The sequence below is a fragment of the Limnochorda sp. L945t genome, from assembly GCF_035593305.1.
GTDB classification, from domain to species: Bacteria; Bacillota; Limnochordia; order Limnochordales; family Geochordaceae; genus Carboxydichorda; species Carboxydichorda subterranea.
On the sequence record NZ_CP141615.1, the window covers coordinates 1,421,808 to 1,448,181 of the forward strand.

Genomic DNA, 26,374 nt, shown 5'->3' on the forward strand with positions numbered 1-26,374 from the left:
CTGCCTGCCCGCGCCGGTTGAAAGCCGGGCCCGAAGCGCACGGCGCCAGGGCGGGGTTTGGGTTCACGCTCGTCGTCGGGGCGGAGTCGGGCATCGGCCCCATCCGCTGAAGGGCGGTGTACTCGAGGGGTCGAATATGGGGCCGTCCCGGGAACTTAGGGGGGAGACCATCACCCGGTGGACGGTGCTGCGCAAGTCACCGAAGCGAGGATGAGTGGGGTCTGGAAGGCTCTAGCAGCCGCCGTCCTGTTCGGGCTCAGCACGCCGCTGGCCAAGGGGCTGCTCGGGTCGACGTCGCCTCAGGTACTCGCCGGCCTCTTCTACCTCAGCTCGGGGATCGGGTTGCGCCTGATGGGGCTGGTGCCGCGCCTTCGCCCCTTCTTGAGAGCGGAGGCCCCGCTGCGGCGGGAAGACCAGCCGTGGCTGGCGGGGGCCGTCGTGTTCGGTGGCATCCTGGGCCCGCTCCTCCTGCTGGTCGGCCTGCAGCGGACGACCGGTTCGGCGGCCTCTCTGCTCCTGAACCTGGAAGGCGTCTTCACCGCGCTGTTGGCCTGGTTCGTGTTCAAGGAGAACGTCGACCGCCGCATCGCCCTCGGCATGGCCCTCATCGTCGCCGGCGGGACGGTCCTCTCGTGGCAGGGCGGCCCGGAGTGGGGAGAACTGGCCGGCCCCCTGGCGGTCGGCGCCGCGTGCTTGTGCTGGGCCATTGACAACAACCTCACCCAGAAGGTGTCCGCCGGGGATCCGGTCCAAATCGCGGCCATCAAAGGCCTGGTCGCGGGAAGCGTCAACGTCGGCATCGCGCTCGCGCTGGGCGCCGCGCCACCGCCGCCTTCCCTCGTGGCGGGTGCGGCGGCCGTCGGCTTTGCCTGCTTTCGCGTGAGCCTCATGCTCTACGTGTTGGGGCTACGGGAACTGGGGACCGCCCGCACTGGTGCTTACTTCTCCTTCGCGCCCTTCGTGGGGGCCGTGGCTTCACTGCTGCTGTGGCGAGAACCCGTGACGCCCTCCCTGGTGGCCGCCGGGGCGCTGATGGCCGCGGGCCTGTGGCTGCATCTCACGGAGCGGCACGACCACTGGCACGTCCATGAGCCGCTGGAGCACGTCCACCGCCACGTGCACGACGAACACCACCGGCACGAACACGCCCCCGACGACCCGACAGGCGAGCCTCACACCCACCTACACCGTCACGAGCTGCTCGCCCATCGCCACGCGCACTTCCCCGACATCCACCACCGGCACCCCCACTGAGCCCACGACTCTCGGCCGGGAGCGCGCCGGGCAGGTGCGTCCTCTTTGCCGCTGCGAATGGTGATAGCCGAGGAGCCCCTTCGCCACCGGCCGGGCACTCCACCGGTCCCACATGGAGCAAAACGGGTAGACCACTTACATTAGAACCGGCTGCGGCTGCTGCAGCACCGCCACTCGCCGCGCCATGTGCCGGGTCCGCACATCGCCCGGCTTGACCAGGTGGCAGGCCACGTAGTGCCCGCCTCCCACGTCGATGAACGGCGGCTCGTGCACCTTGCAGATCTCCTCCGCCAGCGGGCAGCGCGTGTGGATCCTGAAAAAGCCGCGGCCTTCTTGGCTCGGGAGACCGACCGGACCCGGTAGCCGCGTTCCGGTTCGTGGAGCACCCGAAGGCCCAGCACGCCGTCGCCATGCTGGGCCGGGTGCTGGAGGTCTCCACCAGCGGGTATTCCGCATGGCGCCGCCGCCCGCCCTCCCGGCGGGCCCAGCAAGACCGGGAGCTCATGGATCGCATCCGGGCGTGCCACGCGCCTTCACCGCCGATGCGCCCAGCCGCCTCTGGGTGGCCGACCTGACCCAGCACCCCACCGACGAGGGGTGGCTGTACCTGGCGACCGTCCTCGACGCCTTCTCCCGCCGGGTCGTGGGCTGGGCCATGGCGGAGCGGGCCACGGCCGAGCTGGTCATCGACGCCCTGGACATGGCCGTCTGGAATCGACGGCCCCGTGGCGAGCTGGTCCATCACTCCGACCACGGCGCCCGGTACCCCTCCCTGGCCTTCAGCCGCCGCCTGGAGGCGGCCGGGATCCTGGACTCCATGGGCTCGGTGGGCGACGCCCTGGACAACGCGGTGGCGGAGAGCTTCTTTGCCACGCTGCAGACCGAGTTGCTGAATCGCGCGCCCTGGCCGACCCGTCAGGCCCTGAAGACGGCCGTCTTCGAGTACATCGAGGCCTTCTACAACCGTCGTCGACGCCACTCGGCCCTGGGATACCTGAGTCCGGAAGACTTCGAGAGGAGGTGGCACCTCCACCACGAAGTCCCCGCTACGGCTGCTTAGCCACAGGCTGTCCACGGGATCGGATCAACCCCAGTATGGGCAGACCCAGTTTGTTGTTCACGACGGTCACGGAGACTTACGAACGGGTGAGTATGCACGGGGTTTCCTTCGAGGCAGGCCGCGAAGACGCGCGTACGCGACGTCCACCCACCGAGCTTTCGGCGTGCACCAGATGCGGGCGGACGCGCACCCTGGCCGCTCAGGCCACGCGGTTACCCGCTCAAAACCAGGCTCGGCGGAATCCCCGGCTTCCGTGGATGATGGCCAGCACTTCGACCCGTTGTTCCGCTACTCGGTAAACGAGTCGATACGGCCTTACGACAAGCTCCCGAATCGAAGGTTCGCCCAACTCGGGAACCACTCATCCCCGCTCACTTGTCTCGCCCAAGGAGCGGGCTGCGTGCAACAGGCGGGCGATGAGCGAGGCCGCGTAGCCCGGCGAGTCTCTGGCGACGTAGTCGGCGATGGCGTCCACATCCTGCAAGGCACGAAGGGTTCAGACTACTTCTCGAGCCATCGAGCAAGCCGTCGCTCTGCTTCCTCCTGGGCCACCACGTACCCCTGGCGGGCGTCTGAAAGGCTAAGCTCGATCTTCTGGCGAACGTACAGGTGGTATTGCACATCCCCCAGCGAGCAGTCGTCCGGCAACTGCTCCAGAAGGCGCCGGATCTCTTCTTTCACCGAGGCCACCGCACTAACCCCCTCTGCGCAGCAGCATGCAGGTGCACCCGAATCATACCATCCGGGCCGGGACCCGTCGAGTTGTCGCAGCCACGCCCGGCCGCAGCCCCAAAACTCTCATACGGGTCATCCAGAGCCACGGTACGAGGATCTCGGCAGCGAGCGCCCGCTGACCTCGAAGCGCGGCACGGCAACGGGTCACCCGGGGCGCCCCCGAGTCACCTTCCCGTCGTTGCCGGGCGGCCGGCCTTCGCATCGCAGCGAAGAGCGCAACGACGAGCCAACCCAGCGAGAGCTGCAGCACCACGTGGTTCGCATCGGGAACCGGGTGGTCGGCAATCGGCGGCAGGAACTTGTACGTGCGTCCGAAGAACCGCAGGTAGGCTTCCCCCGCCCCGTTACCCGTGCCGAAGAAGTACGGCGGCCACCAGCTTGCGACCTGAAGCGCCAGCCACAGCCCGTAGAACGCCCCGGCGACGCGTAGAGCAACCCGGCTACCTCTCGATGTCCATGCCATCAGGGCGAGTTGGAACCCGCCCAACGCTATATCGAGAGGTTGTTGCGGGTTGCCGCCGGCGAGGTCGTTCCAGGGGAACAGGTCGATCCACTCGACGGATTGAAAGTAAAGGAAAAGCACCATCTGCGGCACCAGTGCGTTGGCCATCGGCCTGCCTCCCCCGATCCGGGCGGCGCACCCCGTTTGTTCCATCCGCGTCCCGTTCGTCCGTCCGCACAATACCCTGCCGCTGGAGGTCGCGCTCGTGGGTCTACCACCCGTGGCTACGGCCCAAGGTACGCCAGGCTCCTTCGAAGCTTCCGCTCGTGCTGGCGTACGTGGGCTTCCATGCGAAGCAGGGTGGCACGCAGGTCGCGGGGTTTCGCTCCGGCTTTGGCACGGATGCCGGGCAGATCCCGCCCGCCGGCTTCGACGACCAGTTGCTCGAGTCGGCGTTGCGCCGCCCTAAGGCGGCGGATGAGCCCGGCCACGGGCTCATCCGCGTTAGCTCGAACGGTCGGGCGTTGAGCTGAGCGAAGGTGCCCACCGGCAGCACCGGTTCCTCGCCCCGGAGCAAGGCGCCGATGGTGCCGGCGTGCGTCTCGTGCCAGAAAACGAGGTGGACGAGCACCTCTCTTGGGCCCCACTCGCCAGGATGGAGCCACGCCTCGGGGAGCCTCGCAATATACGCCGTGAACGACTCCACGGCAGCCCGCAGCCGCAAGGCTGCTTCGCTTGCCGTCGCCGGGCTCGCTGAGCGCGCCACCTGCCGTTTCCCTTCGATCGTTCACCCGACCGGGAATTCAACGCGCGTGACGTGCTGCGACGGGTCCGGTGTCGAAGCCGGATCCGTGAGGTACCACTCCCGCGGCGGCCCCGTCACCCGCAGCCCGCTCGCCTTGATGTGGTCGAGCAGCGCCCGGTACGCATCGCCGAGTTCGCCGTACGGCCCCACGTGCTTCACCCAGGCCACTCGCTTGCCCGGAAGGGTCAGGACTTCGACCGGCCCTGCCGGCGAGTCGCCCCTGGGAAGGGGCTGGCCGACCGGCCATCCGGCAGCAAAGTCGGTTCGCTCGGGGTCGAACTCTTCATCGAAGTAGACGGCTACCGGCGGGCCGTCCGGCCGGCGCCCCTGTTGCACCAGGTACGCCATGACCGCCGCGACCCGGGGGCCAGCCTCTCGCACGGCCCCCACCTTGCGCACCATCATGGCCGTCACCGGCCGTACCTCTTCCACCTGGACGTCGTACTGCTGGATCGATCCGACCGGCGGAGCGCATCCGGCCCGGCGCGACAAGGATGCCAAGGACGACGTCCGTCGGTCATGAGGCCTAAGTCGGCGGCCTCGAGGGCGGCTCGAGTTCCCAGTGACCCCCAGAGCGATGCCCACGTCAGCCTGCGCCAGGGCGGGAGCGTCGTTGACTCCTGTGCCCGGCGACCCCAACGGCTCATCCCCGCCCGGGGGATCATTGCATCTCGCAACGGTGTGAGGGCCGGCGCTTGCCACTGTTGTACGCTATCGGGCCAGCCCCCGGGGAATCGCGGCAAAGTCAGGAGGGATGGTCAGCGTGAGGGGTCGTTGTTGAGCAGTCGGCGCAGCTCTTCGACCGTCAACCCGGCCTGGTCCAGGATGGACATCAGCAGCCGCGGGTAGATGATCTCCCCGCGATGAACCGGAACGGTGACCAACGAGCTCCCTTCTCGCCTCAGGTGATGATGACTGCCCTTGATCCGGACGACCCGAAAACCCGCTCGCTGGAGTGCGCGCACGAGTTCCGCCCCCGTCACCCGGGGTGCCCGAGGGCTCACACAGGCACCTCGACTTCCTCGATGGAGACGTCCACATCGCCCTCTGGGATCGGTTCACCGTTCGCTGCGAGGGCCTGCAGATGCCCCTCGATGGCCTCCCGGACCCTTTCCAGCGCCTGCTGGCGGGTGCTGCCCTGGGTGAAGCAACCGGGCAAGGCTGGCACACGGACCACGTAGCCGGGCCCATCCTCGTCCCACTCTAAAACGACCTTGAAGCGCCGCACCACGGCATCTTCCTTCCCCGACCCTCATGATAGCACGCCAAGAGGCCAGTAGGACGCCACGCGGGGCACAATCCGCTCGCGGGCACAGCAGCTTCTGCTGCCGTGGGTGAAATGCCTGAACTCACGGTCGTCTTGCCCGACCATGTTTCGAGGGATGAGGCCCTTCTTTACCTCGCGATGAAACTTTACGAGGCACGTAAGCTTTCACTGGGCAAGGCCGCCGAGCTGGCCGGTTATTCCGTCCGGGCGTTCGCAGAGATCCTCAACAAGCAAGGGATCTCGGTATTCCGTTACCCGCCTGACGAGCTCGACAAGGACGTGCAGCATGCCCTCGATCCTCATCGTGGATAGCACGGTCTGCATCGCCCTCGAGCGGATAGGGAGGCTGGAGTTGCTGCGTCAGTCCGCGTCCGAGGTGTGGATGCCGCCTGCGGTGCAGGAGGAGATTGGGCCGTCCGTTCCAGCCTGGGCGAGGGTCGTACGGGTCACCGACCAAGCACGAGTTCGGGTGCTGGAGGCCTTTCTGGGAAAGCGCGGCGAAGCGCTGCCATGGGTCGAGCACGTCCAGGCCGATGCCATGTCTCCGGACGCCCTGCGGCGCCAGGCTCGTGGTCATGGACAACCTGTACATGTACGGCCCGCCCGAAGGCCCCATGACCGAGGAGACGCCTCACCGGGCAACGGGCCCCAAGGGGCGGCTGCGCGCCCAACTCGCGCAACTGCTCCTCGATGCGCACCGTTCGGGCCGCCTGCCGGTGGCCATCGGGCGTGCCTCGGACTTCTTCGGGCGCACGCGCAACAACTCGGTGAGCCTGCTCGTCTTTGAGACGGTGGTGCGCAAGGGGAAGGCGTCGTGGCTCGGCAGCCTGGACGCGCCGCGCACCTCGAGCTACCTGCCGGACGTCGCCTGGGGTCTGACCACCCTCGCCGAACACCCCGACGAGGCGTTCGGCCAGGCATGGCACCTGGCGGCAGCCGAACCGCTCACAGGGCGCCAGTTCATCCAGATGGTCTTCGAGGTAGCCGGAAAACCGCTACGCTTCACGCGTCACGCGCCCGACGCTCCGCCTGGCCGGACTCTTTTCGCCGATCATCCGGGAGGTTCTGGAGCAGTTCTACCAGTTCGACCAGCCGTTCGTGATGGACACGACCAAGTTCGAGAAGGCGTTCGGGCGGCGGGTGACGCCGTACCGCGACGCGATTCGCGCCACGCTGGAGTGGTTCCGCGGATAACGCCCGCCCGCGCCGCTCTCATTGCCGGCCGGGATCCCTGACAGACAGGGGTCAGGGATCATGTGGTGAACTGGTTCCAGCCGGGGCCGTTCCCTGTGGCCCAGGCGTGCGACAACCTGATGCGATTGAGGGGGAACCGACCATGACGACGAATGTGTCGACGGAACGGCTCACACGTGCGGTTCTGGCCCTGCTGGACGAGGCGTTCGCCGGACCGAAGGGCGACCAGAGTTGGTTCACGGACAGGGGCCCGAGGGCCGGATTGCTGGGATTCCTCGATGGGATCTCTCACGAAGCGGCGTCCACCCCGCCCGGCCCAGGCAGGGCCACCATCGTCGCTCACGCAAACCACGTGCGCTTCGGCCTCAACCTGGCCAACCGCTGGTTTGGCGGCGAGGACGCCTACGCCTCGGTGGACTGGGCCAAGAGCTGGGCCATTCAATCGCTGGACGCCGCTGGCTGGCAGCAGCTCCGCCAGGAGCTCCGCCGCGAGTACGAGGATCTGCGGCAGTCCGCTGCCTCGGCCGGCAAATGGGTCGACAACGATGTGGCGCTCACGGGAATCCTCGCGCACATCGCGCATGCGGCCTATCACCTCGGCGCCATCCGGCAGATAGCCCGCAGCGTCATGCCTTGAGCCCTACCGGTGCGGGGGTACGGGTGCGGGGGGAGCCACGGATGCGCAGGTGAAGACCGTGGTCGAGTCGCTCGCTGCCGTCCTCGGGTTGGCGCCGGCCGACGCACCACGAGAGGCCAACCCCGGTCTGGCCACGCGTTCGCCATGGTGGATGTCCGGGTAATGCGGGTGGCGGTGGGCGACCGGAGCATGCCGGTGAACGTGCGTGTGCGGTTCGCCCGCCGGATCCTCGGGGCGGTGCTCGTGGCGGTGGTGTGCGTCGTGGACGTGGGCGTGCGCGTGCTCCATCGGCTCGTGTACGTGGAAGTGGCCGTGGCGTTCGCTCAGGTGAACCCAGGCTCCGGCACCCATCAGCGCCCCTGCCGCGGCCAGCGCCGCCGTCACCGGCTCCCGCCACCAGAGCACCGACGCCGCCCCCACGAACGGCGCCAGCGAGAAGTACGCCCCCGTGCGGGCCGTCCCGAGCTCCCGCAGGGCCCGCACGTACAATACCAGGCTCGCTCCGTAGCTGGCCAGCCCCACCGGTGTTGGGTTGATCGTTATTTGACCGCTGTCGTCGCGCACTCGATGAGCGGGAAAGCGCGTGGTCGCCCGATGTCCCGGGCGACCACGCGCTCCTGGGGTGTCAGGATAGCTGGCGACTGCCGGCGTTGTCCTCGGACTCCGACACCTCCGCCCAGAGCAGCGCCAGGCGGACGGCCAGTTCGTAGATGGCGCGGCGGGAGGTAAAGGCCAGCACCACCTCCCGCGAGCCGTCCACCAGGCGCGGCCGGGCCAGGGCACCGGCCCGGCGGGCGCAGCGCCACTCGACGGTGATGGGCGCATGCCCCCGCAGCCAGAGCCGCATGGATCTCACCTCCCGGCCGCCTGGGGCGCCTGCCACTCGGTGGCGATGACCGCCTTGACCAGTTCGCGGTCGACCACGCGCTCCTGCCGAGCGGCCGCCGCCATGAGGCAGAAGTGGGCGAGCTGGTTGATGGGCCGTGGTAGCCCGTTGCAGGCCCGGTGGATGTGGTCGAGGGCCCTGGCGGTGAACAGCTCCTGGTCAGCCCCGGCCAGCTTCAGGTGGTGGCGGATGTAGGCGGCCGTCTCTTGGGGCGAAAGGCCGCCCAAGTGGTAGCTCAGGTCGATGCGCTGGGAAAGCGCGTCGGCGGAGCGAAGGGCCGGGCACTCAGTGAGCGTCCGGGCGCCCGCCGAAAGGGCCGTCCCGTCGCGCATTGGGGGTACCCCTCAAGGGGTATCTTCCGCGCACCGCTGACCGTTGCGGGGCGTCACACTGCACTCCGTGGCGCACGGTGCAGGGCTTCCAGGGGCTTCCGTTTCTAGCTTGGAAGCGACTGGTAGGCAAAGCCCGTGAACTCCTGTCCCTTGCTGACCACGGAAGTGACGCCAAAGTCCACGCCTTGCCACCCAGAAGCACAAAAACGTCACGGCCTCGACCCCGGACCCCGTTCGTGGGATCCATTGGTGGGATCGAGGCCGTGACGTGTGAGGGTTTAACAGCTGTCCCGGCGGCGACCCGCTCTCCCGTGCGGTCGCCCGCACAGTACCCTAGGCGCTGGAGGTTTTCACGGCCGTGTTCGGCATGGGAACGGGTGGGACCCCTCCGCCATGGCCACCGGGAACGGGCTACGCTGGTTTGGGGCCAGCGCCCTGAAAGCTGCACAGTGCGCATGCAACGGCCCGCCGGGTTTCGGGCGGTCAAGCCCTCGACCGATTAGGACCGGGTAGCTGAGGCGGTTACCCGCCGTACACCCCCGGCCTATCACCTGGTCATCTTCCAGGGGTCTTACCCTCCCGAGGAGGGGGGAGATCTCATCTAGGGGTGGGCTTCGCGCTTAGATGCCTTCAGCGCTTATCCCGTCCGCACGTAGCTGTCCAGCCGTGCCCCGGGCAGGACAACTGGCACACCAGCGGTGCGTCCGTCCCGGTCCTCTCGTACTGGGGACGGCTCCCCGCAGATCTCCGGCGCCCGCGGCAGATAGGGACCGAACTGTCTCACGACGTTCTGAACCCAGCTCACGTACCGCTTTAATGGGCGAACAGCCCAACCCTTGGGACCGACTCCAGCCCCAGGATGCGATGAGCCGACATCGAGGTGCCAATCCTCCCCGTCGATGTGGACTCTCGGGGGAGATCAGCCTGTTATCCCCGGGGTAGCTTTTATCCGTTGATCGATGGCCCTTCCACTCGGCACCACCGGGTCACTAAGCCCCGCTTTCGCGCCTGCTCGAGCTGTCGCTCTCGCAGTCAAGCTCCCTTATGCCTTTGCACTCGCAGCAGCGATGTCCGACCGCGCTGAGGGAACCTTGGGACGCCTCCGTTACCGTTTGGGAGGCGACCGCCCCAGTCAAACTGCCCACCAGGTACTGTCCCCGGCCCGGATCACGGGCCCGGGTTAGAACGCCCGCCCGAGAAGGGTGGTATTCCACCGCCGGCTCCACCGGAGCTGGCGCCCCGGCTTCTGCGCCTCCCACCTATCCTCTACATCCCCGACCGGCATCCCATACCAGGCTGCAGTAAAGCTCCACGGGGTCTTTCCGTCTAGCCGCGGGTAAGGAGCGTCTTCACTCCTTCCACAATTTCGCCGAGCCCCCCGTTGAGACAGCGCCCAGGTCGTGACGCCATTCGTGCAGGTCGGAACTTACCCGACAAGGAATTTCGCTACCTTAGGACCGTTATAGTTACGGCCGCCGTTCACCGGGGCTTTGGTTCGAAGCGTCGCCCTGGCGGGCTAACCTCTCCCCTTAACCTTCCGGCACTGGGCAGGCGTCAGCCCCTATACGTCGCCTTGCGGCTTCGCAGAGACCTGTGTTTTTGGTAAACAGTCGCCTGGGCCGTTTCCCTGCGGCCCCCTCGGGCTCGAGCCCGCTCGGGGCTCTCACCCTACCGGGGCACCCCTTCTCCCGAAGTTACGGGGTCAACTTGCCGAGTTCCTTAACGGGGGTTCTCTCGCGCGCCTGTGGCTTTTCGCCTCGCCGACCTGTGTCGGTCTGCGGTACGGGCACCTCGTGCCTGGCTAGAGGCTTTTCTCGGCAGTCCGGGCGTCCCCAGTTCGCACCCTTGCGGGCGCTCCCCGTCACGTCTCGGCGTCGTGGAGCGGCGGATTTGCCTGCCGCTCCCGCCTAGGCGCTTGGACCCGGCCTCTCCACCGCCGGGCTGGCTGGCCCCCCTGCGTCCCCCCCTCGCTCGTCACGGCACGAGGTGGTACGGGAATATCAACCCGTTGCCCATCGCCTACGCCTTTCGGCCTCGGCTTAGGTCCCGACTAACCCTGAGCGGACGAACCTTGCTCAGGAACCCTCCGGCTTTCGGCGGGCCGGATTCTCACCGGCCTTGTCGCTACTTATGCCGACATTCTCCCTTCCGCCCCCTCCACCCGGGCTTGCGCTCGGGCTTCGCCGGAAGCGGAATGCTCCCCTACCACGACCCGGTCTCCCGGGCCGTCCGGCGCTTCGGTGGCAGGCTTAGTCCCGTTCCATTTTCGGCGCAGGGCCGCTTGACCAGTGAGCTATTACGCACTCTTTGAATGATGGCTGCCTCTAAGCCCACATCCTGGTTGTCTGGGCGACCCCACATCCTTACCCACTCAGCCTGCACTTCGGGACCTTAGCGGCCGGTCTGGGCTGTTCCCCTCTTGACGACGAAGCTTATCCCCCGCCGTCTGACTCCTCCGGACCCGATGGCGGCATTCGGAGTTTGAACGGGATCGGTAGCCGTAACGACCCCTCACCCGATCAGTGCTCTACCTCCGCCACCGTCCCCCGGAAGGCTCGCCCTCAAGCGATTTCGGGGAGAACCAGCTATCACCGGGTTCGATTGGCATTTCACCCCTACCCACAGCTCTTCCCAGGTCTTTTCAACGACCACGTGGTTCGGGCCTCCACCGGGGGTTAACCCGGCTTCACCCTGGCCATGGGTAGATCACCCGGCTTCGGGTCGGCAGCAGGCAACTCGTCGCCCTGTTCGGACTCGGTTTCCCTCCGGGTCCGGAGCTTCTGCCCCTTCCCCTCGCTGCCTACCGCCACTCGCCGGCCCGTTCCTCAATAAGGACGCCGTCAGGCCGCCCTGGTCAGGGCCTGGCCCTCCGACTGCTTTGCAGGCCTACGGTTTCAGGTTCTGTTTCACTCCCCGTCAGGGGTGCTTTTCACCGTTCCCTCGCGGTACTGGTCCGCTATCGGTCGCCTGGCGTATTTAGCCTTGGGAGGTGGGCCTCCCCGCTTCCCACAGGATTCCTCGTGCCCCGTGGTACTCAGGTACTGTACCACCCGGATGCCAAAGCTTCGGCTACGGGACTCTCACCCGCTATGGTGGGCCCTTCCAGACCCCTTCGCCTCGCTCCCGCATCCCGGCCCGGGCGGCCACCGCCACCCGCCGTACAGCCCTCCAACCCCGGCCGGACAACGCCGGTGGGCTTTGCCATCCGGCCGGTTTGGGCTCTTCCCCGTTCGCTCGCCGCTACTCAGGGAATCGCAGTTGCTTTCTCTTCCTCCGGGTACTGAGATGTTTCACTTCCCCGGGTTCCCTTCCGACGCCTATGGATTCAGCGCCGGATGCACCGGCATCACCCGGTGCGGGTTGCCCCATTCGGATATCTCCGGATCAACGCCCGCTTGCGGCTCCCCGGAGCGTTTCGGCGCTTGCCCCGTCCTTCTTCGGCCCCAGGCGCCTAGGCATCCACCGTAGGCCCTTCTTCGCTTGACCGCCGAATCACCACAGAAGCCGCGCTCGCGCGCTCCTCTGCGGCCCCGTTGGGCATTCACAAACGCACTGTGCAGTTTTCAAGGTGCTGGCGCCACACGCGGCGCGCTACGCCGGCCATCCTCGCAATGGTGGAGATGAGCGGGCTCGAACCGCCGACCTCCTGCTTGCAAAGCAGGCGCTCTCCCCGCTGAGCTACATCCCCACGACCCTCGAGGCGGCCTCATAGCTGGTGGGCCCAGGTGGACTCGAACCACCGACCTCACCCTTATCAGGGGTGCGCTCTAGCCGCCTGAGCTATAGGCCCGACCACGCAGGGACCCGGCGCCCGGATCCCTGAAAGCTAAACAGTGAGCGAGTCTGGCGTCCTGGCGCGGAGGGCGGGACGAAGCGGTCGTCCGGTCGTTGGGGAGTGGGGTCGCACTCCTTAGAAAGGAGGTGATCCAGCCGCACCTTCCGATACGGCTACCTTGTTACGACTTCACCCCAGTCATCGGCCCCACCTTCGACGGCTGCCTCCCTGGCGGGTTGGCGCCACCGGCTTCAGGTGTTGCCGACTCCCATGGTGTGACGGGCGGTGTGTACAAGGCCCGGGAACGTATTCACCGCCGTATGCTGACCGGCGATTACTAGCGATTCCGCCTTCACGCAGGCGGGTTGCAGCCTGCGATCCGAACTGAGACCGGCTTTGAGGGATTGGCTCCCCCTCACGGGGTCGCAACCCGCTGTACCGGCCATTGTAGCATGTGTGTAGCCCAGGGCATCCAGGGCATGATGATTTGACGTCATCCCCGCCTTCCTCCGGCTTGTCGCCGGCAGTCCCCGGCGAGTGCTCGGCCGAACCGGGAGCAACACCGGGCAGGGGTTGCGCTCGTTGCGGGACTTAACCCAACACCTCACGGCACGAGCTGACGACAACCATGCACCACCTGTGCCCCGGCCCGCCCGAAGGCGGGAAGCCAGCCTTTCGGCCGCCGCCCGAGGCATGTCAAGCCCTGGTAAGGTTCTTCGGTTAGCATCGAATTAAACCACATGCTCCACCGCTTGTGCGGGCCCCCGTCAATTCCTTTGAGTTTCAACCTTGCGGCCGTACTCCCCAGGCGGGGTGCTTATTGCGTTAGCTCCGGCACGGAAGGCCTACGCCCCCCACACCTAGCACCCATCGTTTACGGCTGGGACTACCAGGGTATCTAATCCTGTTTGCTCCCCCAGCTTTCGTGCCTCAGCGTCAGGTACCGTCCAGGTCGCCGCCTTCGCCACTGGTGTTCCTCCCGATATCTACGCATTTCACCGCTACACCGGGAATTCCACGACCCTCTCCGGCCCTCCAGACCGCCAGTCTCCCGAGACCTCACCCGGTTGAGCCGGGCGCTTTCACCCGGGACTTAACGGCCCGCCTACGCACCCTTTACGCCCAGTGATTCCGGACAACGCTCGCCCCCTACGTGTTACCGCGGCTGCTGGCACGTAGTTAGCCGGGGCTTGCTCCGGGGGTACCGTCCTCGCTCGTCCCCCCGAACAGGGCTTTACGACCCGAAGGCCTTCGTCACCCACGCGGCGTCGCTCCGTCAGGCTTGCGCCCATTGCGGAAGATCCCCGACTGCTGCCTCCCGTAGGAGTCTGGGCCGTCTCTCAGTCCCAGTGTGGCCGACCACCCTCTCAGGCCGGCTACCCGTCGTCGCCTTGGTGGGCCGTTACCCCGCCAACTAGCTGATGGGACGCAGGCCCCTCCCCGGGCGCCTTGCGGCTTTGCTGGAGCCCGGATGCCCGAACCCCAGCCCCTCCGGTATTAGCCCCCCTTTCGAGGGGTTATCCCGATCCCGGGGGCAGGTTACCTACGCGTTACTCACCCGTCCGCCGCTGACCGGCCCGGTTGCCCGGCCCGGCCCGCTCGACTTGCATGTCTTAGGCACGCCGCCAGCGTTCGTCCTGAGCCAGGATCAAACTCTCCGCTAAGCTTACCGGCCTGTCCCCAAAGCCCCCACCGGCATCGCCGGCAGGCTTGACCCCGGGCACCGGCCAATCCGTAAGCCCTCGAAGCTCCCCTGATCCCTGACTCCCGAATCACCAGGCCTCCTCGGCCTGGAGCCTTCTCCGTCCGGCCGCTCCGTCTGCTCTCTCCCTGCCGCAGACCCGCCAGACGCTCACTGTTTAGTTTTCAAGGATCCACGCGCCGGCCCTCGAACCACCTGTCGTGTGGCCGTGCGAGAGCTATTCTAGCGGGTGGCCTACCCCATGTCAACCTCACGGAGCGGGTGAAGGCGCGCCCGTCCGGGCGGCCGGCGCCGCCCCGCCGCCCACGGCCTGGCCCGGCCCCCCGATCTGCAGGTTGCCCGTTTGCATCAAGAACGCCGGCACCCTTCCCACGACCTGGTTTTCGACGACCGGGATGCGGGCCTCCACCCTCACCGTATCGCCGATGAAAGGAGCCACGACCGCTACCTGGACCGACACGCCGAGGCCGATGCGGTGCAGCGTCTGGTTGTACCCGGCGTCTCGAAACTCCGAGAACGGCTCGACGGTGAACGACCCCACGCTCACCAGCCGCACCCGCACCGCCGGCCCCCGGCCACCGATGGTCCGCAGGCCGGTCACCTCGCCGAGCGGCACCGATACGTCCTGCGAGGAGAGGTTGCGGAGCTCCCGGTCGAGGCTCTGAGCGGTGCGGGCCATGATGCGGCTGATGGCGAGCCAGTTGTACTCGATCCCCACGACCTGCTGGTCCGATCCCATCCGGTACGTCACCAGGGGCCGCATGCCGGCGGCCTGGCCCACCTGGTCGGCCGCCTCGGCCACGGCCCGGGAGGCGAGCAAGGTGAGCTGCTGGCGGGCCCACCGATCGATGGGCGGGGTGAGCATGCGATCGAGCGCCCACCCCAGGCCAGCCGCGCCCAGCATGAGCGCCACCAGGACCGCCCCGGCCAGCGTTCGCCACTGCCCCGCATTCCTGGACCCGCCGATGGGGCCGCCTGTCCTGCTCAACATTTCCCCCACCGTGTGCTCCCAACATATGCACGCCCACATGCTTTCCCGCCAGACCGACGTATTGTGGTAAGGGAAGTCAACCCTCCCCGGAGCCGGGGAAAGGCGTGATATAATGGGCCGGCTGCCATCCTCTGGTCGAAAGGAGACGGTGGGGTTGGGGACCCGGGCCGTAGGGTCAGCACGGCGGCTGCTGGTGCTGGTGGCGGCCATCGTGATGGCCTCGATGCTCGGGGCCGTGGCCGGGGCCCTGGCAGCCCTGGTGAGGGGCGCGCCCAGCCTGGACGAGCTCCGTTTCGACCCGCGCCAGACGACTTATCTTTACGACCGTAAGGGCCGGGTCATCACCCGCCTGGCCCTCGAGCACCGGGTGCCCGTGAGCATCGACGAGATCCCCAAGGCCATGCAGCAGGCCATCATCGCGGTGGAAGACAGCGACTTCGAGTATCACCACGGGATCGACCTGCGGGCCATGCTGCGGGCGCTTTGGGTGGACCTGCGCACCTGGAGCAGGGTGCAGGGCGGCGGCACCATCACCATGCAGCTGGCGCGCAACGCGTTCTTGAGCCAGGAGAAGACGATCACCCGTAAGATCAAGGAGATGATCTGGGCCGTTCAGCTCGAGCGGCGCTATACGAAGGAAGAGATCCTGGAGGCCTATCTCAACGAGATCTACCTCGGCCAGGGAGCCTATGGCGTCGAGGCGGCCGCGGAGACCTACTTCGGCAAGTCGATCCGGGAGGTCACCCTCGCGGAGGCGGCGCTGCTCGCCGGGCTCGCCCGGAGCCCCGAGGGGCTGTACGACCCCTTCCGCCATCCTGACCGGGCGCTTGCCCGCCGCAACTTCGTGCTCGACCGCATGGTGGAGGTCGGTTACATCTCGCCTCGTGCCGCCGAAGAGGCCAAGAAGCAGCCCCTCGGGGTCAAGCGCCTGCAGCGCGATCAGGGGATTGCCCGATACTTCGTGGACTACGTGGTCCAGGATCTCCTCGACCGCTATGGCAAGGAGATGGTTTGGGGCGGCGGCCTGAGGGTCTACACGACCCTGGACCTCGACCTGCAGCGTGAGGCCGAGGAGACCATCCGCACGGGCCTGCCGGTCTTCTCCAGGGATGCCGACGGCATCTCCCAGCCGGAGGCCGCCATCGTGACGCTCGACCCCCAAACGGGCGATATCCTGGCGATGGTCGGCGGCCGGGGGGAGGATAAGTACAACCGGGCGGTCCTGGCCACGCGCCAGCCGGGGTCGGCCATCAAGCCTTTCATCTGGCTGGCCGCGCTCGATCGGGGCTACGCCACGCCGGCCACGGTGATCGAGGACAAGCCGCTCAGCTTCCCCGACCCCAACGGCGGGCCGCCCTGGGAGCCCAAGAACTACAACAACCAGTTCATAGGGCCCGTCACGCTGCGTACCGCGCTCGAAAACTCCATCAACACCGTGGCCGTGCAGCTCCTGCAGCAAGTCGGCCCGGCCACCGTCATGAGCTACATGGAGAAGATGGGCATCACGACCCTGGTCCGTGGCCCCGGCTCGCCCAACGACCTCAACCTCTCCCTCGCCTTGGGAGGCCTCACCCGTGGCGTTACCCCGCTCGAGATGGCGGCCGCTTACGGGGTGCTGGCAGCAGGGGGCGTCTACTCCAAGCCGCGGGCGATCCTGCGGGTGGACGACGCCAGCGGCTACACGCTCGAGGAAAACCCGCCGCGCCAGAAGGTAGTACTCTCCGAGGTGAGCACCTACCTGCTCACCGACATGATGCGGGGCGTGGTCGAGCGCGGCACGGGCCGGCAGGCCCGGCTGCCGGACGGGCGTCCCGTGGCCGGCAAGACGGGCACCACCCAGGACTATACCAACGCCTGGTTCGTGGGGTTCACCCCGGACCTCGTGACGTCCGTGTGGATCGGCAACGACGTACAGAGCAAACCCATCGTGGGGCCCAAGGGCCAGCAGATCGGCAGCGCGACCGCCGCCAGGCTGTGGGGGCAGTACATGCGCCAGGCCGTCGCCGGCTTTCCGGTACGGGACTTCCCGAGACCGGCGGGGATCGTCGACCACGTCCGGATTGACACCAAGACCGGGCTCCTGGCGCCCCCGGATTGTGGCCTGCCTCCCTCGCAGGTCCGCGACGAGATCTTCGCCAAAGGCACGGAGCCCACCGAGGAGTCGCCCAACTGCCGGCAGCCCTGGTGGCAGATCCCCGATTGGTTGCGCCAGCCCATCGAGGGCCTCTTCGACGGCGGGCGCTGAGATCGGCGATGACCGCCGGGCTCATCACCGGCCCCTGAGCTCGCTTGCCGCTGCAGGCTTCAAGCGAGGCGCACGACGGTGACCCCGTCGCCGCCTTCGGCCGGCTCTCCCGGGGCGTAGGTGCGCACCCGGCTGCTGCGGGCCAGATAGGCCCGGACCGCCTCCCGCAGCGCTCCGGTGCCCTTGCCGTGGATGATCCGCACCTGCTCCACGCCCGCCAGGGTGCAGTCGTCGAGGTATTTGTCCAGCTCTGCCGTGGCTTCTTCGACGGTGCGCCCTCGGAGATCGATCTCCGGCGAGACGGATGTCGCTTTGGCAAGCCCCAAACCCCTGACCTGATCGGCGCCCACCGCACCGGCCGCGCCGGCAGCCGTCCCGGCCGTGCCGCCCTCCCCGGCGGCCTGCCCCTCGCCCGCCTCGATGACCCAGGAGAGCTGCCGGACCGGCACCCGGGTCCGCACCGCCCCCGCTTGCACCAGCACCTGTCCCTGGGGATCGGCCGTCTCCATGACGACCCCTGCACATCGCAGCGGTGCGACCCATACGCGCTGGCCCACCTGAAGCGCTCCCGGCTCTTCGACGCGGCCGCCGACGGCCGGTCCGGCGGCCGCGGCCACGGGCTCCTCGACGGCTCCCACGCTGCCCCCGTCGGAGAGCAGGCGCATCCCCTGCTCCTCGAGCCCGGCCCGGGCGACCGCGAACTGCCGCCGCAACCGGCGCACCTCGTCGATCCGGCCCTCTTTGGCCGCCTTCTTGCCCTCCTCGACCAGGCTCTCGAAGACGAGGCGCGCCCTTCGGGCCCAGGCCTGCGCGTCGTCCATGGCCCGCTGCACGACCTCCTGGCGCCTGCGCCTGGCTTTCTCCAGCTCTGCCTGCAGATGGCGAGCGTGAAGCCTGGCCTCGTCCCGGGCCGCGGTGGCCTCCTCCAGACGTCGCCTGGCCGCGTCGAGCGCTTGTTGGAGCTCCGCAATGAGGGCGTCTGCCCGCACCCGCTCGGCGCCCAGGCGCCGGCGCGCCTCCTCCACCACTTCGGGCGGCAGCCCCAGGCGCCGGGCGATGGCGATCGCCTGGCTCTGCCCGGGCGCGCCCATCACCACCCGGTACGTGGGCTGCAGCGTCTCGGTGTCGAAGCTCACGCTGGCGTTGGCCATGCCCGGGGTCGCGTGGGCCATCAGCTTGAGATCGGTCAGGTGGGTCGTGACGATCACCCGGGCTTTTCGCTCCAGCAGCCGCTGCAGGATGGCGCACCCGAGGGCTCCGCCCTCTTCCGGGTCCGTCCCGGCCCCCAGTTCGTCGAGCAGCACCAGCGTGTGCTCGTCCGCCTCTTGCAGCATCGGGATGATCCGCTGCATGTGCGAGGAAAAGGTGCTGAGGTTGTTCGAGACGCTCTGCTGGTCCCCGATATCGGCCCGCACTCGGGTGAACAGGCCGATCGCCGTTCCCGGTTCCGCCGGGACGTGCAACCCCGCCTGCGCCATCAGCGTGAGCAGACCGACCGTCTTGAGTGCGACCGTCTTGCCTCCCGTGTTGGGCCCCGTCACGACGAGGATCCGGAAACTCCGTCCCACCTCCACGTCGATGGGCACTACCGGCCCCGTGAGCAACGGATGGCGGGCCTGGCGCACCACCACGCTCGGCTCCGCGGTGAGGACGGGAGCCACCGCACGCTGGTCGATGCCGAGGCGCGCCCGGGCCACGATGGCGTCGACCTCGCCCACCGTCGCAAGCCCCTGCTCCAGCGCCTGCCCGGCCTGGGCCACCTCCCTCGTCAGCCGTCGCAGGATTCGCTCGACCTCGGCCTGTTCGCTCGCCTGCTCCGTGCGGACGACGTTGTTGGCCTGCACGACGCTCAACGGTTCCACGAACAGCGTGGCCCCGCTGCCCGACGCATCGTGCACGATGCCCGGCACCATGTGGAGGCATTCCTGTCGCACGGGCACCACGTACCGCCCCATGCGGTGGGTGACGATGGGCTCCTGCAGCGCCTGGCGACCCAGCGGCGAACGCACCAGGCTCTCGAGCGCCTCGTGCACCCGCTGGATGGCCCGGCGCAGGCGCTGGCGGACGGCGGCGAGTTGCGGAGAGGCGCTGTCCAGCACCTCCCCGTTGGGTCCAATGGCCTTGCGAAGCGTTCGCACGAGCGCGCTCGCGTCGGGCAGCCCGTCCGCCCAGGGCCGCAGGGCCGAGCTATCCTCGAGGGACGAGAGCTTCTCTGCGAAAAACTCCCGGAGCCGGCCCATGCCTTCCGCCGCGTCGGCCACCCGCGCGAGCTCTTCCCCGGTGAGCGAAGCCCCGCTGCGGGCCCGGCGCAACGCGTCCCGCACGTCCGGCACGGCAAGCGGTACGCCGGCCGGCGCCGCACCGCTCTCGAGCAGCGCCCGCATCTGGGAAGTCTGGCGCTGCACCAGCTCGACCTCCGCAAGCCGGGCACGCGGCCGGAGGGCCTGGGCCCGCTCGCGCCCCATCACCGTAGCGGTACGCCGGGCGACGGCCGCCACGATCGCGGGAAACTCCAGGATGTCGAGCGTCGTGTCGTCGGCAACGGGCTCCTGCGGCAACGCCCCGACCTCCCCCGAAAAAGGCCAGGGCTATTCTAGCACGCTACAGGCGCAGGCGGCGGGCCAGCCGTTCTTTCCACCGGGCGAGCCACTCGTACCCGTCTTCGTTGATCAAAAGGAAGATGGCGCCGCCCGCTGCCACCACCACGATGATGGCGAAGGCCGTCTGCCACCCGCTCCTGGAGGCTACCCGGTCAACCCGGGTCGGGTCGGGAGGTGGCTGCTCCCTCGGGTTGACGCGGATGCCTGCCAGCACAGCCGGAAAGACCCCTGCCAAGAGGCGAGCGCCCCGTTCGGCCTCCCCGAGCGTGTTGTAGGTGGAGCCGACCTCGGTCAGGATGGCGCGGGGATGCAGATCCTGGTTGTAGTCGCCGGCCGCGTACAGGATGCCCCGGATGAGGCGGGGGTAGGTCCGGTCGGCGTACCCCTTGATGGAGAAGGCGAACGCCTCGTTGGCCCGGATGCCCGGGTTTTGCCTGCCGACCACGAGCAAGACCGCACTCATCGTCTGCCCGCCGATCTCGGTCCGGTACACCCACGCCGGGGGCGTGTCGCGGTGCACGTCGATCAAGCTAGACGGTCTCAACCGCAGCAGCCGCATGGCGGTCCTGCGGGACCGGGCGTACGCCAGGCCGTCGTGAGGGTCGTGGCGAGCGTAGGAGTGATAGACGGGTACCCTGGCCCGGCGGAAGAGTTCGCTCATCACGGCCCCGACTTTGAAGACGTCCCCGTTCCACGGCACGTTGGTGCGGCCCGATGTGGGCAGATACGACTCGTCGCTGTGGGTGTGGTAGATGGCGATGGGGCCTCGCAGCCTCCCGGAGGTACGGGTGCCGGCTGCCGTGGGGGGCGCGGCGGCCGCCTCCGCGACGCTCGGGCCCGGCCCCGAGCCCGGCATGGCCAGCAGCGGGCGCAGCAGCGCCGACCCCGTGCGGACGCGTCCCAGCTCCCGCGCGCGCGCCAGCCCGTCTTTCACACTGACCACTTCGAACATCCGGTCGTCCGGGGCCACGAACCGGTCGCCTGTAGAAAGGGGGAAACCCGTGACGAGAAGCGGCTCTCCATCCGCAGCGACGAGCCGCACGAACCGGTGGAGATCTTCGTCTGCCCCGCTTCCGGCGAGGCGGGCCTCTGCGGCGAGAGCTCCGCTGGTGCCCCAGGACCACGCGAGGACGGTCACGAGGAGCCAGGCGGCCCGGGAGCGGTCCGGCCGTCCGATTCCGCCCATGCCTGTTCCCTCCGGGCAGTAGCCTGCCCGGCCCCGGGCGGATCCCTACCGGTGAGGTTTGACGCTTTGGATGAGTTCTTCCAGCGGGCGGGTGTTGAGCAGGTCGTCGGGAGCGAGGCCCGCGTGGCGGGCCGTCAGCACCCCGTATCGCAGGAAACCGAGCTGGGCCGGCGAGTGGGCGTCGGTGGAGACCACGATCCGCACGCCCAGGGCCCGGGCCCTGCGGGCCCAGCGAGCGGACAGGTCGAGCCGGTCGGGGCTGGCGTTGATCTCGACGGCCGTCCCCGTTTCGGCGGCCCGGTCGAGCACCGCCTCCAGATCCACGGGATACCCCTCCCGGCGGCCCAACAGTCGTCCGGTGGGATGCCCCAGCACCTTCACCGCCGGGTGCTCGCACGCTGCCAGCAGCCTCCGAGTTTGCGCCGCCTCGTCGAGCCGAAAGTGGGAGTGAATGGACGCGACGACCCAGTCGAGCGAGGCCAGCACGTCGTCCGGGTAGTCCAGGGTCCCGTCCGGGCGGATGTCGACCTCCGCTCCCGTGAGCAGCGGGAAGCCCGTCCGCTCCGAAAGCGCCCGCAGGTGCTGGCGATGGGCGCGCAGCCGCTCCACGGTGAGCCCCCGGGCAATCGTGAGGGACGGGGAGTGGTCGGTGACCGCGAGGTATCGCAGCCCTGACGCCCGAGCTCCCTCGACCATCTCTTCGGGCGTCGCCACGCCGTCGCTGGCCACGGTGTGGGTGTGGAGGTCGCCGACGATGTCCGACACCTCGACGAGGCGGGGCGGTAACTCGCCCCGCGCGGCTCGTTCGACTTCGTCCTCCCCCCACCGCAGCTCCGGCGGAATCCAGGGAAGGCCTGCCAGCCGGTACATGTCCGGCTCCGAGGCCGGCGCCCTCGACGGGTCTCGCACCGAGGCCCCTTCCCGCTCCGGCTCGAGGCTCGAGACCAGGCGCAGGCCCTCCCAGCGCCACCCGCGGTCCGCCAGCCTCTCGGACACCTGCTCCACGTGCCGCGCAGGGCCCGTCCGGAAGAAGAGCGCCGCGGCGTACGCCTCGGGCGGCACCACGAGGACCTCGGCCGTCACGCCTCCGGCCACCGGGCCGCTCACCCGCAGCGTCCCCGGCCATGGGCCCGGTTGGAGGAGGGCTTCCGCCCCGAGCTGCACCCGGATGGCGCCGGTTGCCCCCGCCACGTCGGCAGCGGCCACCACCAGCTCGGCCTGCTCGGCCATCTCCTCCGCCCGGCGGACGGCGCCTGCCAGGTCCACGCGCGCAACTCCCGGCAACTTCTGGACGGCTGCCGCCAGTGCTTCCGCCGGGCCGAGCACGTACGGCATGGGATGGAGTCCTGCCTGCCGGTGCCACTGCTGGATACCCTCGAGGATCGCCGCTTCGCTGCGCTGGCCCATGCCCTTGAGCTGCCGGATGCGCCCCGCCCGGGCCGCCGCCTCCAGTTCGGCCAGCGACGCGACGCCGAGCTGTTCGTACAACAGGCGGGCCGTTCGGGCTCCGATGCCCGGGATGGCCATCAGCTCCAGGACGCCCTCGGGGATCTGTTGTTTGAGGCGCTCCAGAAGGCCGATCCGGCCGGTGGACAAGTACTCTTCGATCTTGCCCGCGATGGCGTCGCCCACCCCGGGGATCTCCCGCAGCCGCCCCTCGCGGGCGACGTCCTCGATCGGCTCCGGGAGCTCGAGGAGCGTTCGGGCGATGCGCCGGTAGGCACGAATCTTGAAGGGGCTCTCCGAGAGGACCTCGAGCAAGGAGGCGATCCGGTCGAACTGGGCCGCCAACTCCAGGTTTTTCAAAGGATCGGCCCGCCCCCGAGCGCGAGCCGCGACCGTGCTGACCCGGTGGCCGTACTGCTGCCCTCGAGGGCGGGCAGCGGCGGGAGCATCTCCGGGAAGGCCTGGCGCACCTCTCCCCAGATGTGGGGAAGCACGGCCCTCAACTGCCGGGAAATGCGGGAGTCCGACAGCTCGTCCCTCAAGTCGCCGGGCGGAAGCCCGGCCAACACCACCACGGCGGCCGCCACCACGACGAGCCCCTTGCCCACTCCCACCAGGGCGCCCCCGAGGCTGTCCAGCCACGAAAGAGGGGAAAGCCGCACCAGGTGCGCCACCATCCCCGTCAGCGTCGTGCCGATGGCCAGGATGCCGGCGACCACCACGCCGAAGGCGAGCGCCCGGCTGGCCTGATCCGGCAGCACGGGTAGCCGCTCCACGACCCAGAGGGCGAAGGGCTGGTATAGCCGGGCTGCAGCGTACAACGCCAGGCCCAGCACCAAGAGCTCCATCAGCTCCTGCACGAAGCCGCGCAAGAAGCCACGCAACAGCAAAGCCGCCAGGATGATGATCCAAATCGCGTCAAGCCACGTCCAGGGTGCTTGCCCGCTCACGGCGTGCTCCGTCCCGTTCGGCGCCGCGGCCGGTGCTCCTTTCTCCGCTGCTCCTCGAGCTCCTCGAGGATCTCGAGCGCGCACAGTACCGCAGCCTGGTGCAGGGCGAGCCTGGGGTTGCGCCGGATGACCGCCTGCAACCTCCGGTCGAGCTCCCCCGCCAGAGCCCGGAGGTGCTCCTCACTGGCCGGCCCGCGAAGCGCGTAGGTGCTCCCCGCGATGCGTACCCGCACCGGTTCCCCGCCAGCCGGCCGCTCGTCCCGGGCGCTTTCCAGCGTGGCGATACCCGGGCACCTCCCCGGCTCTAGCCATTCGGGAAGTTTCGAGAGCCTCCTCCAAGGCTAGACCCGCAGGCGGATCCCGTGGCGCTCGAGCCGGTCCAGCAGCTCCAGCCGGGCCCTGTCCACCTCTTCGTCGGACAGGGTGCGATCCGGTGCACGATAGCTTACGGAGATCCCCACGCTCTTCATTCCTGCCGGCAGCCCCGGGCCCTCGTAGACGTCAAAGACGCGCACCTGCTCGGCCCACGGGCCGGCGTACTGCGCCACCAGTCGCTCCACCTCGGCCGCGGGCGTCGCCTTGCCGACCACCAGCGCGAGGTCCCGCTGGACTCCCGGAAACTTCGGCAGCGGCTCTACCCGCACCGGTCTCCTGGCCGAGTACATGGCGTCGAGTGCGAGTTCGGCCAGATAGAGCCGGCCCGGGATGTCCAGTCGCACACAGGCCTGAGCGTCCAGTTCTCCGGAGAAACCCAGCTCCACTTCCTTCTCGCCGGCTGCGGCGAACAGCGACGCCGTCCTCCCGGGATGGAAGCCGGGACGCTCGGCGGCCTGCCAGCGCACCTCGACCCCGAGGGCCTCCGCCACCGCCTCGAGCAGCCCCTTGAGGTCGAAGAAGTCGTACGCCCGGGGCGGGCCGTACCAGTGGCGTTCCATCAGGCCCGGCACCGCCAGGAGCGCGATGGCTGCCCGCAGGGGCTCCTGCGGGAGCAGGCGATCCTGGAGCCTCACCGCCTCGGGCACCGTACCGGCCCGGATGCCGGCCGTCGCGCCGTCGTCCCGGCCGTCCCCGCTACTCCTCGGCAGGAAGACCCGCCCCACCTCGAACAGCCGGATGTCCCCCTGCCGGCGCGCCACGTTGAGCCTGACCGCCCGCAACATCCCCACTACCAGCGTGGTGCGAAGGTAAGCCTGGTCGGCCGCCAGGGGATTGGCGACGGGCACGGCCTGCAACCACTCGTGCTCGGCCGGGAGCCGAAGGGCTGACAGCTCCGCCGGATCCATGAACGAGTACGTCAGCACCTCGTAGAGTCCGGCTGCCGCCAGCACCCGGCGCACCTCCCACGCCCACGCCACCTCCGGAGGCATTCGCCCCGGCGCCGTCGAACGCGGCAGCGTGGTCGGGATGGCGTCGTATCCGCCCAACCTGGCCACTTCTTCGGCGAGATCGGCCTCTTCCTGGATATCGCGCCGCCACGCCGGCACGACCACCGCCAGTTGCCCGGCTCCCGGCGCGGCCGGGTGCACCTCCATGCCGAGAGCTCGCAGGCGCTTGGCCATCGTATCGGGGCCGAGTGACGTCCCCAGCAGGCCATTGACCCGCACGGGGTCGAGGACGACGGTCGTCCGGCGTCCCGTGCCGCCTTGCTCTACCCTCCGGTCGACACTGCCGCGGGCCACCCGGGCGCCCATCTGGCGCAACAGGTGGCAGGCCCGGCGAGATCCCCATTCGGCGAGGTCGACCGGCAGGCCCCGCTCGAACCGGGCGGACGCCTCCGTCCGCAACCCGAGCCGGCGGGAGGTCCTCCGGATGAGGGCCGGATGGAAGGTGGCCGACTCCAGCAGCACGGCCTGGGTACGCGGCCCCACCTCGCTGGCCTGCCCGCCCATGAGCCCCGCCAGCGCCTGGGGGACGGCCGCGTCCGCGATGACCAGCATGGAGGGGTCGAGAGGCCGCTCCTGGCCGTCGAGGGTCACCATCGTCTCGCCCGGGCGGGCCCGGCGCACCACGATGCGATGCTCGGCGAGCCGGTCGAGGTCGAAGGCGTGCAGCGGCTGGCCGAGCTCCAGCATCACGTAGTTGGTGACGTCGACGACCGGGGAGATGCTGCGCATGCCGGCCAGGTAGAGCCGCTGCACCATCCACCACGGCGTGGCACCCTTCGGGACGTCATAGACGAGGCGCGCCACGTAGCGCGGGCAGTCGTCGTAGGACTCCACCGCGACATCGCACGCTCGGGCAGCGTCCGGGTCGGCCTCGGGATACTCCACGGGCGGAAGGTCGAGGGGGAGGTCCCACACGGCCGCGACCTCGCGCGCGAGCCCCACGACGCTCATCCAGTCGGGCCGGTTGGGATACGTCTCGATCTCGAGCACGTCGTCGGCCAGATGCAGGGCCTCGGCCAGGGGCGCCCCGGGCCGCACCCCTTCCGGCAGCTCCAGCAACCCCGACGTGTCCTCTCCGATGCCGGCCTCCCTGGCGCTCAGGAGTACCCCTTGAGAGACGACCCCGCCCATCTGCACCGCCTCGACGCGGCTTTTCATGGGCGCCACGTACGTGCCCGCCGCCGCCACCGGCGCCAGCATCCCCGCCCGGGCGTTGGGCGCCCCGGTGACCACCTGCAGCACGCCGTCGCCCACGTCGACCCGGGCGACGACCAGGTGGCGGCTGGACGGATGAGGCTCCACGGCCACGATACGCCCCACCCGGATTCCCGACAGCTCGCTGGCCGGGCCTCCTGTTGCCCGGCTGTACCATCCCTCGACCGGGATGCCCGCTTGCTGCAGCCGCCTGGCGAGCTCGTCGGCGTCGACGGGCACCTCTACGTAAGCTCGAAGCCAGCTCAGCGGCAAACGCATGCTGGTCCA

Annotated in this window: 24 protein-coding genes, 2 tRNA genes, 3 rRNA genes and 1 pseudogene; 7 read left to right on the forward strand and 23 right to left on the reverse strand. The window is 68.9% G+C overall.

Translation table 11 applies throughout. The annotated features are described in order from the left end of the window. The first annotated feature begins 210 nt into the window (after positions 1-210). Positions 211-1,254: a DMT family transporter gene (locus U7230_RS06705; protein ID WP_324717957.1), complete on the forward strand. Its 1,044-nt coding sequence runs from the start codon at positions 211-213 to the stop codon at positions 1,252-1,254. Positions 1,255-1,389: 135 nt separating this feature from the next. Here U7230_RS06705 and U7230_RS06710 read toward each other — a convergent pair whose 3' ends face one another. Beyond that, positions 1,390-1,527: a hypothetical protein gene (locus tag U7230_RS06710; protein WP_324717958.1), complete on the reverse strand. Its 138-nt coding sequence runs from the start codon at positions 1,525-1,527 to the stop codon at positions 1,390-1,392. 247 nt (positions 1,528-1,774) lie between these two features. Between U7230_RS06710 and U7230_RS06715 the strand changes: the two genes are divergently transcribed. Beyond that, a complete protein-coding gene (locus U7230_RS06715; RefSeq protein WP_324717959.1) occupies positions 1,775-2,314 on the forward strand; it encodes an IS3 family transposase in 540 nt (179 codons plus the stop codon). A gap of 220 nt (positions 2,315-2,534) precedes the next feature. Here the strand turns inward: U7230_RS06715 and U7230_RS15405 are convergent, their stop codons facing one another. Genes U7230_RS15405 through U7230_RS06730 form a run of 4 tightly spaced genes read right to left on the reverse strand, consistent with a single transcriptional unit; the run spans position 2,535 to position 3,659 of the window. Then, on the reverse strand, positions 2,535-2,675 hold the full coding sequence (locus U7230_RS15405; RefSeq protein ID WP_404980581.1) for a type II toxin-antitoxin system RelE/ParE family toxin: 141 nt from the start codon (positions 2,673-2,675) through the stop codon (positions 2,535-2,537). Then, positions 2,676-2,798, reverse strand: coding sequence for a hypothetical protein (locus tag U7230_RS06720; protein WP_324717960.1), 123 nt, complete (start codon positions 2,796-2,798; stop codon positions 2,676-2,678). Positions 2,799-2,815: 17 nt separating this feature from the next. Beyond that, positions 2,816-3,004: a hypothetical protein gene (locus U7230_RS06725; protein WP_324717961.1), complete on the reverse strand. Its 189-nt coding sequence runs from the start codon at positions 3,002-3,004 to the stop codon at positions 2,816-2,818. Between the two features lie 43 nt (positions 3,005-3,047). Further along, the gene (locus tag U7230_RS06730) at positions 3,048-3,659 is read right to left on the reverse strand and encodes a hypothetical protein (protein ID WP_324717962.1); all 612 of its coding nucleotides are present in this window, start codon (positions 3,657-3,659) and stop codon (positions 3,048-3,050) included. Positions 3,660-3,817: 158 nt separating this feature from the next. Between U7230_RS06730 and U7230_RS06735 the strand changes: the two genes are divergently transcribed. Continuing rightward, positions 3,818-4,024 (forward strand): hypothetical protein, encoded by a 207-nt coding sequence (locus U7230_RS06735; protein WP_324717963.1) that lies wholly within the window; start codon positions 3,818-3,820, stop codon positions 4,022-4,024. Between the two features lie 254 nt (positions 4,025-4,278). Here the strand turns inward: U7230_RS06735 and U7230_RS06740 are convergent, their stop codons facing one another. The 3 genes from U7230_RS06740 to U7230_RS06750 form a co-directional block, all read right to left on the reverse strand. Then, entirely contained in the window at positions 4,279-4,797 is a 519-nt protein-coding gene (locus U7230_RS06740; protein ID WP_324717964.1) for a GyrI-like domain-containing protein, read from the reverse strand. A gap of 257 nt (positions 4,798-5,054) precedes the next feature. After that, a complete protein-coding gene (locus U7230_RS06745) occupies positions 5,055-5,300 on the reverse strand; it encodes a type II toxin-antitoxin system HicA family toxin (protein WP_324717965.1) in 246 nt (81 codons plus the stop codon). Continuing rightward, positions 5,297-5,527: a type II toxin-antitoxin system HicB family antitoxin gene (locus U7230_RS06750; RefSeq protein ID WP_324717966.1), complete on the reverse strand. Its 231-nt coding sequence runs from the start codon at positions 5,525-5,527 to the stop codon at positions 5,297-5,299. The genes U7230_RS06745 and U7230_RS06750 overlap by 4 nt, the downstream gene beginning before the upstream one ends. A 108-nt stretch (positions 5,528-5,635) precedes the next feature. Between U7230_RS06750 and U7230_RS06755 the strand changes: the two genes are divergently transcribed. The 3 genes from U7230_RS06755 to U7230_RS06765 all read left to right on the forward strand — a co-directional run bounded on the left by U7230_RS06755 (position 5,636) and on the right by U7230_RS06765 (position 7,394). Continuing rightward, complete coding sequence (locus U7230_RS06755; RefSeq protein WP_324718201.1) at positions 5,636-5,875, forward strand: UPF0175 family protein; 240 nt, start codon at positions 5,636-5,638, stop codon at positions 5,873-5,875. A 221-nt stretch (positions 5,876-6,096) separates the two neighbouring features. Further along, positions 6,097-6,798, forward strand: coding sequence for an NAD-dependent epimerase/dehydratase family protein (locus U7230_RS06760; RefSeq protein WP_324717967.1), 702 nt, complete (start codon positions 6,097-6,099; stop codon positions 6,796-6,798). Positions 6,799-6,899: 101 nt separating this feature from the next. Then, positions 6,900-7,394, forward strand: a complete 495-nt coding sequence (locus U7230_RS06765; RefSeq protein ID WP_324717968.1) for a DinB family protein — start codon at positions 6,900-6,902, stop codon at positions 7,392-7,394. A 3-nt stretch (positions 7,395-7,397) separates the two neighbouring features. On the opposite strand, the pseudogene U7230_RS06770 reads toward U7230_RS06765, so the two are convergent. From U7230_RS06770 to U7230_RS06810, 9 genes and pseudogenes are all read right to left on the reverse strand, one after another. Then, positions 7,398-7,916: pseudogene (locus tag U7230_RS06770) on the reverse strand (hypothetical protein); the annotation flags it as partial. A 103-nt stretch (positions 7,917-8,019) separates the two neighbouring features. After that, positions 8,020-8,241 (reverse strand): hypothetical protein, encoded by a 222-nt coding sequence (locus U7230_RS06775; RefSeq protein ID WP_324717970.1) that lies wholly within the window; start codon positions 8,239-8,241, stop codon positions 8,020-8,022. 5 nt (positions 8,242-8,246) lie between these two features. Then, positions 8,247-8,612, reverse strand: coding sequence for a hypothetical protein (locus U7230_RS06780; RefSeq protein ID WP_324717971.1), 366 nt, complete (start codon positions 8,610-8,612; stop codon positions 8,247-8,249). Between the two features lie 288 nt (positions 8,613-8,900). After that, a 5S ribosomal RNA gene (gene rrf, locus U7230_RS06785) occupies positions 8,901-9,017 on the reverse strand. 74 nt (positions 9,018-9,091) lie between these two features. After that, positions 9,092-12,098: ribosomal RNA gene (locus tag U7230_RS06790) — 23S ribosomal RNA — on the reverse strand. A gap of 126 nt (positions 12,099-12,224) precedes the next feature. Further along, a tRNA-Ala gene (locus U7230_RS06795) sits at positions 12,225-12,300 on the reverse strand. Between the two features lie 25 nt (positions 12,301-12,325). After that, positions 12,326-12,402: transfer RNA gene (locus tag U7230_RS06800), tRNA-Ile, on the reverse strand. A 124-nt stretch (positions 12,403-12,526) separates the two neighbouring features. Further along, positions 12,527-14,051, reverse strand: a 16S ribosomal RNA gene (locus U7230_RS06805). Together the 16S, 23S and 5S rRNA genes with 2 tRNA genes alongside form the textbook arrangement of a ribosomal RNA operon. A gap of 288 nt (positions 14,052-14,339) precedes the next feature. After that, on the reverse strand, positions 14,340-15,080 hold the full coding sequence (locus tag U7230_RS06810; RefSeq protein ID WP_324717972.1) for a sporulation protein YunB: 741 nt from the start codon (positions 15,078-15,080) through the stop codon (positions 14,340-14,342). Between the two features lie 112 nt (positions 15,081-15,192). Between U7230_RS06810 and U7230_RS06815 the strand changes: the two genes are divergently transcribed. After that, positions 15,193-17,325, forward strand: a complete 2,133-nt coding sequence (locus tag U7230_RS06815; protein ID WP_324717973.1) for a penicillin-binding protein 1A — start codon at positions 15,193-15,195, stop codon at positions 17,323-17,325. 59 nt (positions 17,326-17,384) lie between these two features. Here U7230_RS06815 and U7230_RS06820 read toward each other — a convergent pair whose 3' ends face one another. The 6 genes from U7230_RS06820 to pheT form a co-directional block, all read right to left on the reverse strand. Continuing rightward, on the reverse strand, positions 17,385-19,883 hold the full coding sequence (locus U7230_RS06820) for an endonuclease MutS2 (protein WP_324717974.1): 2,499 nt from the start codon (positions 19,881-19,883) through the stop codon (positions 17,385-17,387). A gap of 43 nt (positions 19,884-19,926) precedes the next feature. Further along, positions 19,927-21,111, reverse strand: coding sequence for a stage II sporulation protein P (gene spoIIP, locus U7230_RS06825; RefSeq protein WP_324717975.1), 1,185 nt, complete (start codon positions 21,109-21,111; stop codon positions 19,927-19,929). Positions 21,112-21,156: 45 nt separating this feature from the next. Next, positions 21,157-22,917: a DNA polymerase/3'-5' exonuclease PolX gene (locus U7230_RS06830; protein WP_324717976.1), complete on the reverse strand. Its 1,761-nt coding sequence runs from the start codon at positions 22,915-22,917 to the stop codon at positions 21,157-21,159. Then, complete coding sequence (locus U7230_RS06835; protein WP_324717977.1) at positions 22,914-23,507, reverse strand: CvpA family protein; 594 nt, start codon at positions 23,505-23,507, stop codon at positions 22,914-22,916. Before U7230_RS06835 ends, U7230_RS06830 begins: the two co-directional genes overlap by 4 nt. After that, on the reverse strand, positions 23,504-23,740 hold the full coding sequence (locus U7230_RS06840) for a cell division protein ZapA (RefSeq protein WP_324717978.1): 237 nt from the start codon (positions 23,738-23,740) through the stop codon (positions 23,504-23,506). Before U7230_RS06840 ends, U7230_RS06835 begins: the two co-directional genes overlap by 4 nt. Before the next feature lie 108 nt (positions 23,741-23,848). Further along, the gene (pheT, locus tag U7230_RS06845; RefSeq protein ID WP_324717979.1) at positions 23,849-26,365 is read right to left on the reverse strand and encodes a phenylalanine--tRNA ligase subunit beta; all 2,517 of its coding nucleotides are present in this window, start codon (positions 26,363-26,365) and stop codon (positions 23,849-23,851) included. Positions 26,366-26,374 lie beyond the last annotated feature (9 nt).

Bases quoted from the DNA above. Each gene is read 5' to 3' on its own strand.
- U7230_RS06705 (WP_324717957.1), top strand. From the start codon at position 211: ATGAGTGGGGTCTGGAAGGCTCTAGCAGCCGCCGTCCTGTTCGGGCTC.
- U7230_RS06730 (WP_324717962.1), bottom strand. From the start codon at position 3,659: ATGGCCAACGCACTGGTGCCGCAGATGGTGCTTTTCCTTTACTTTCAA.
- U7230_RS06755 (WP_324718201.1), top strand. From the start codon at position 5,636: ATGCCTGAACTCACGGTCGTCTTGCCCGACCATGTTTCGAGGGATGAG.
- U7230_RS06760 (WP_324717967.1), top strand. From the start codon at position 6,097: ATGCCATGTCTCCGGACGCCCTGCGGCGCCAGGCTCGTGGTCATGGAC.
- U7230_RS06765 (WP_324717968.1), top strand. From the start codon at position 6,900: ATGACGACGAATGTGTCGACGGAACGGCTCACACGTGCGGTTCTGGCC.
- U7230_RS06775 (WP_324717970.1), bottom strand. From the start codon at position 8,241: ATGCGGCTCTGGCTGCGGGGGCATGCGCCCATCACCGTCGAGTGGCGC.
- U7230_RS06780 (WP_324717971.1), bottom strand. From the start codon at position 8,612: ATGCGCGACGGGACGGCCCTTTCGGCGGGCGCCCGGACGCTCACTGAG.
- U7230_RS06810 (WP_324717972.1), bottom strand. From the start codon at position 15,080: ATGTTGAGCAGGACAGGCGGCCCCATCGGCGGGTCCAGGAATGCGGGG.
- U7230_RS06815 (WP_324717973.1), top strand. From the start codon at position 15,193: ATGGGCCGGCTGCCATCCTCTGGTCGAAAGGAGACGGTGGGGTTGGGG.
- spoIIP (WP_324717975.1), bottom strand. From the start codon at position 21,111: ATGGGCGGAATCGGACGGCCGGACCGCTCCCGGGCCGCCTGGCTCCTC.
- pheT (WP_324717979.1), bottom strand. From the start codon at position 26,365: ATGCGTTTGCCGCTGAGCTGGCTTCGAGCTTACGTAGAGGTGCCCGTC.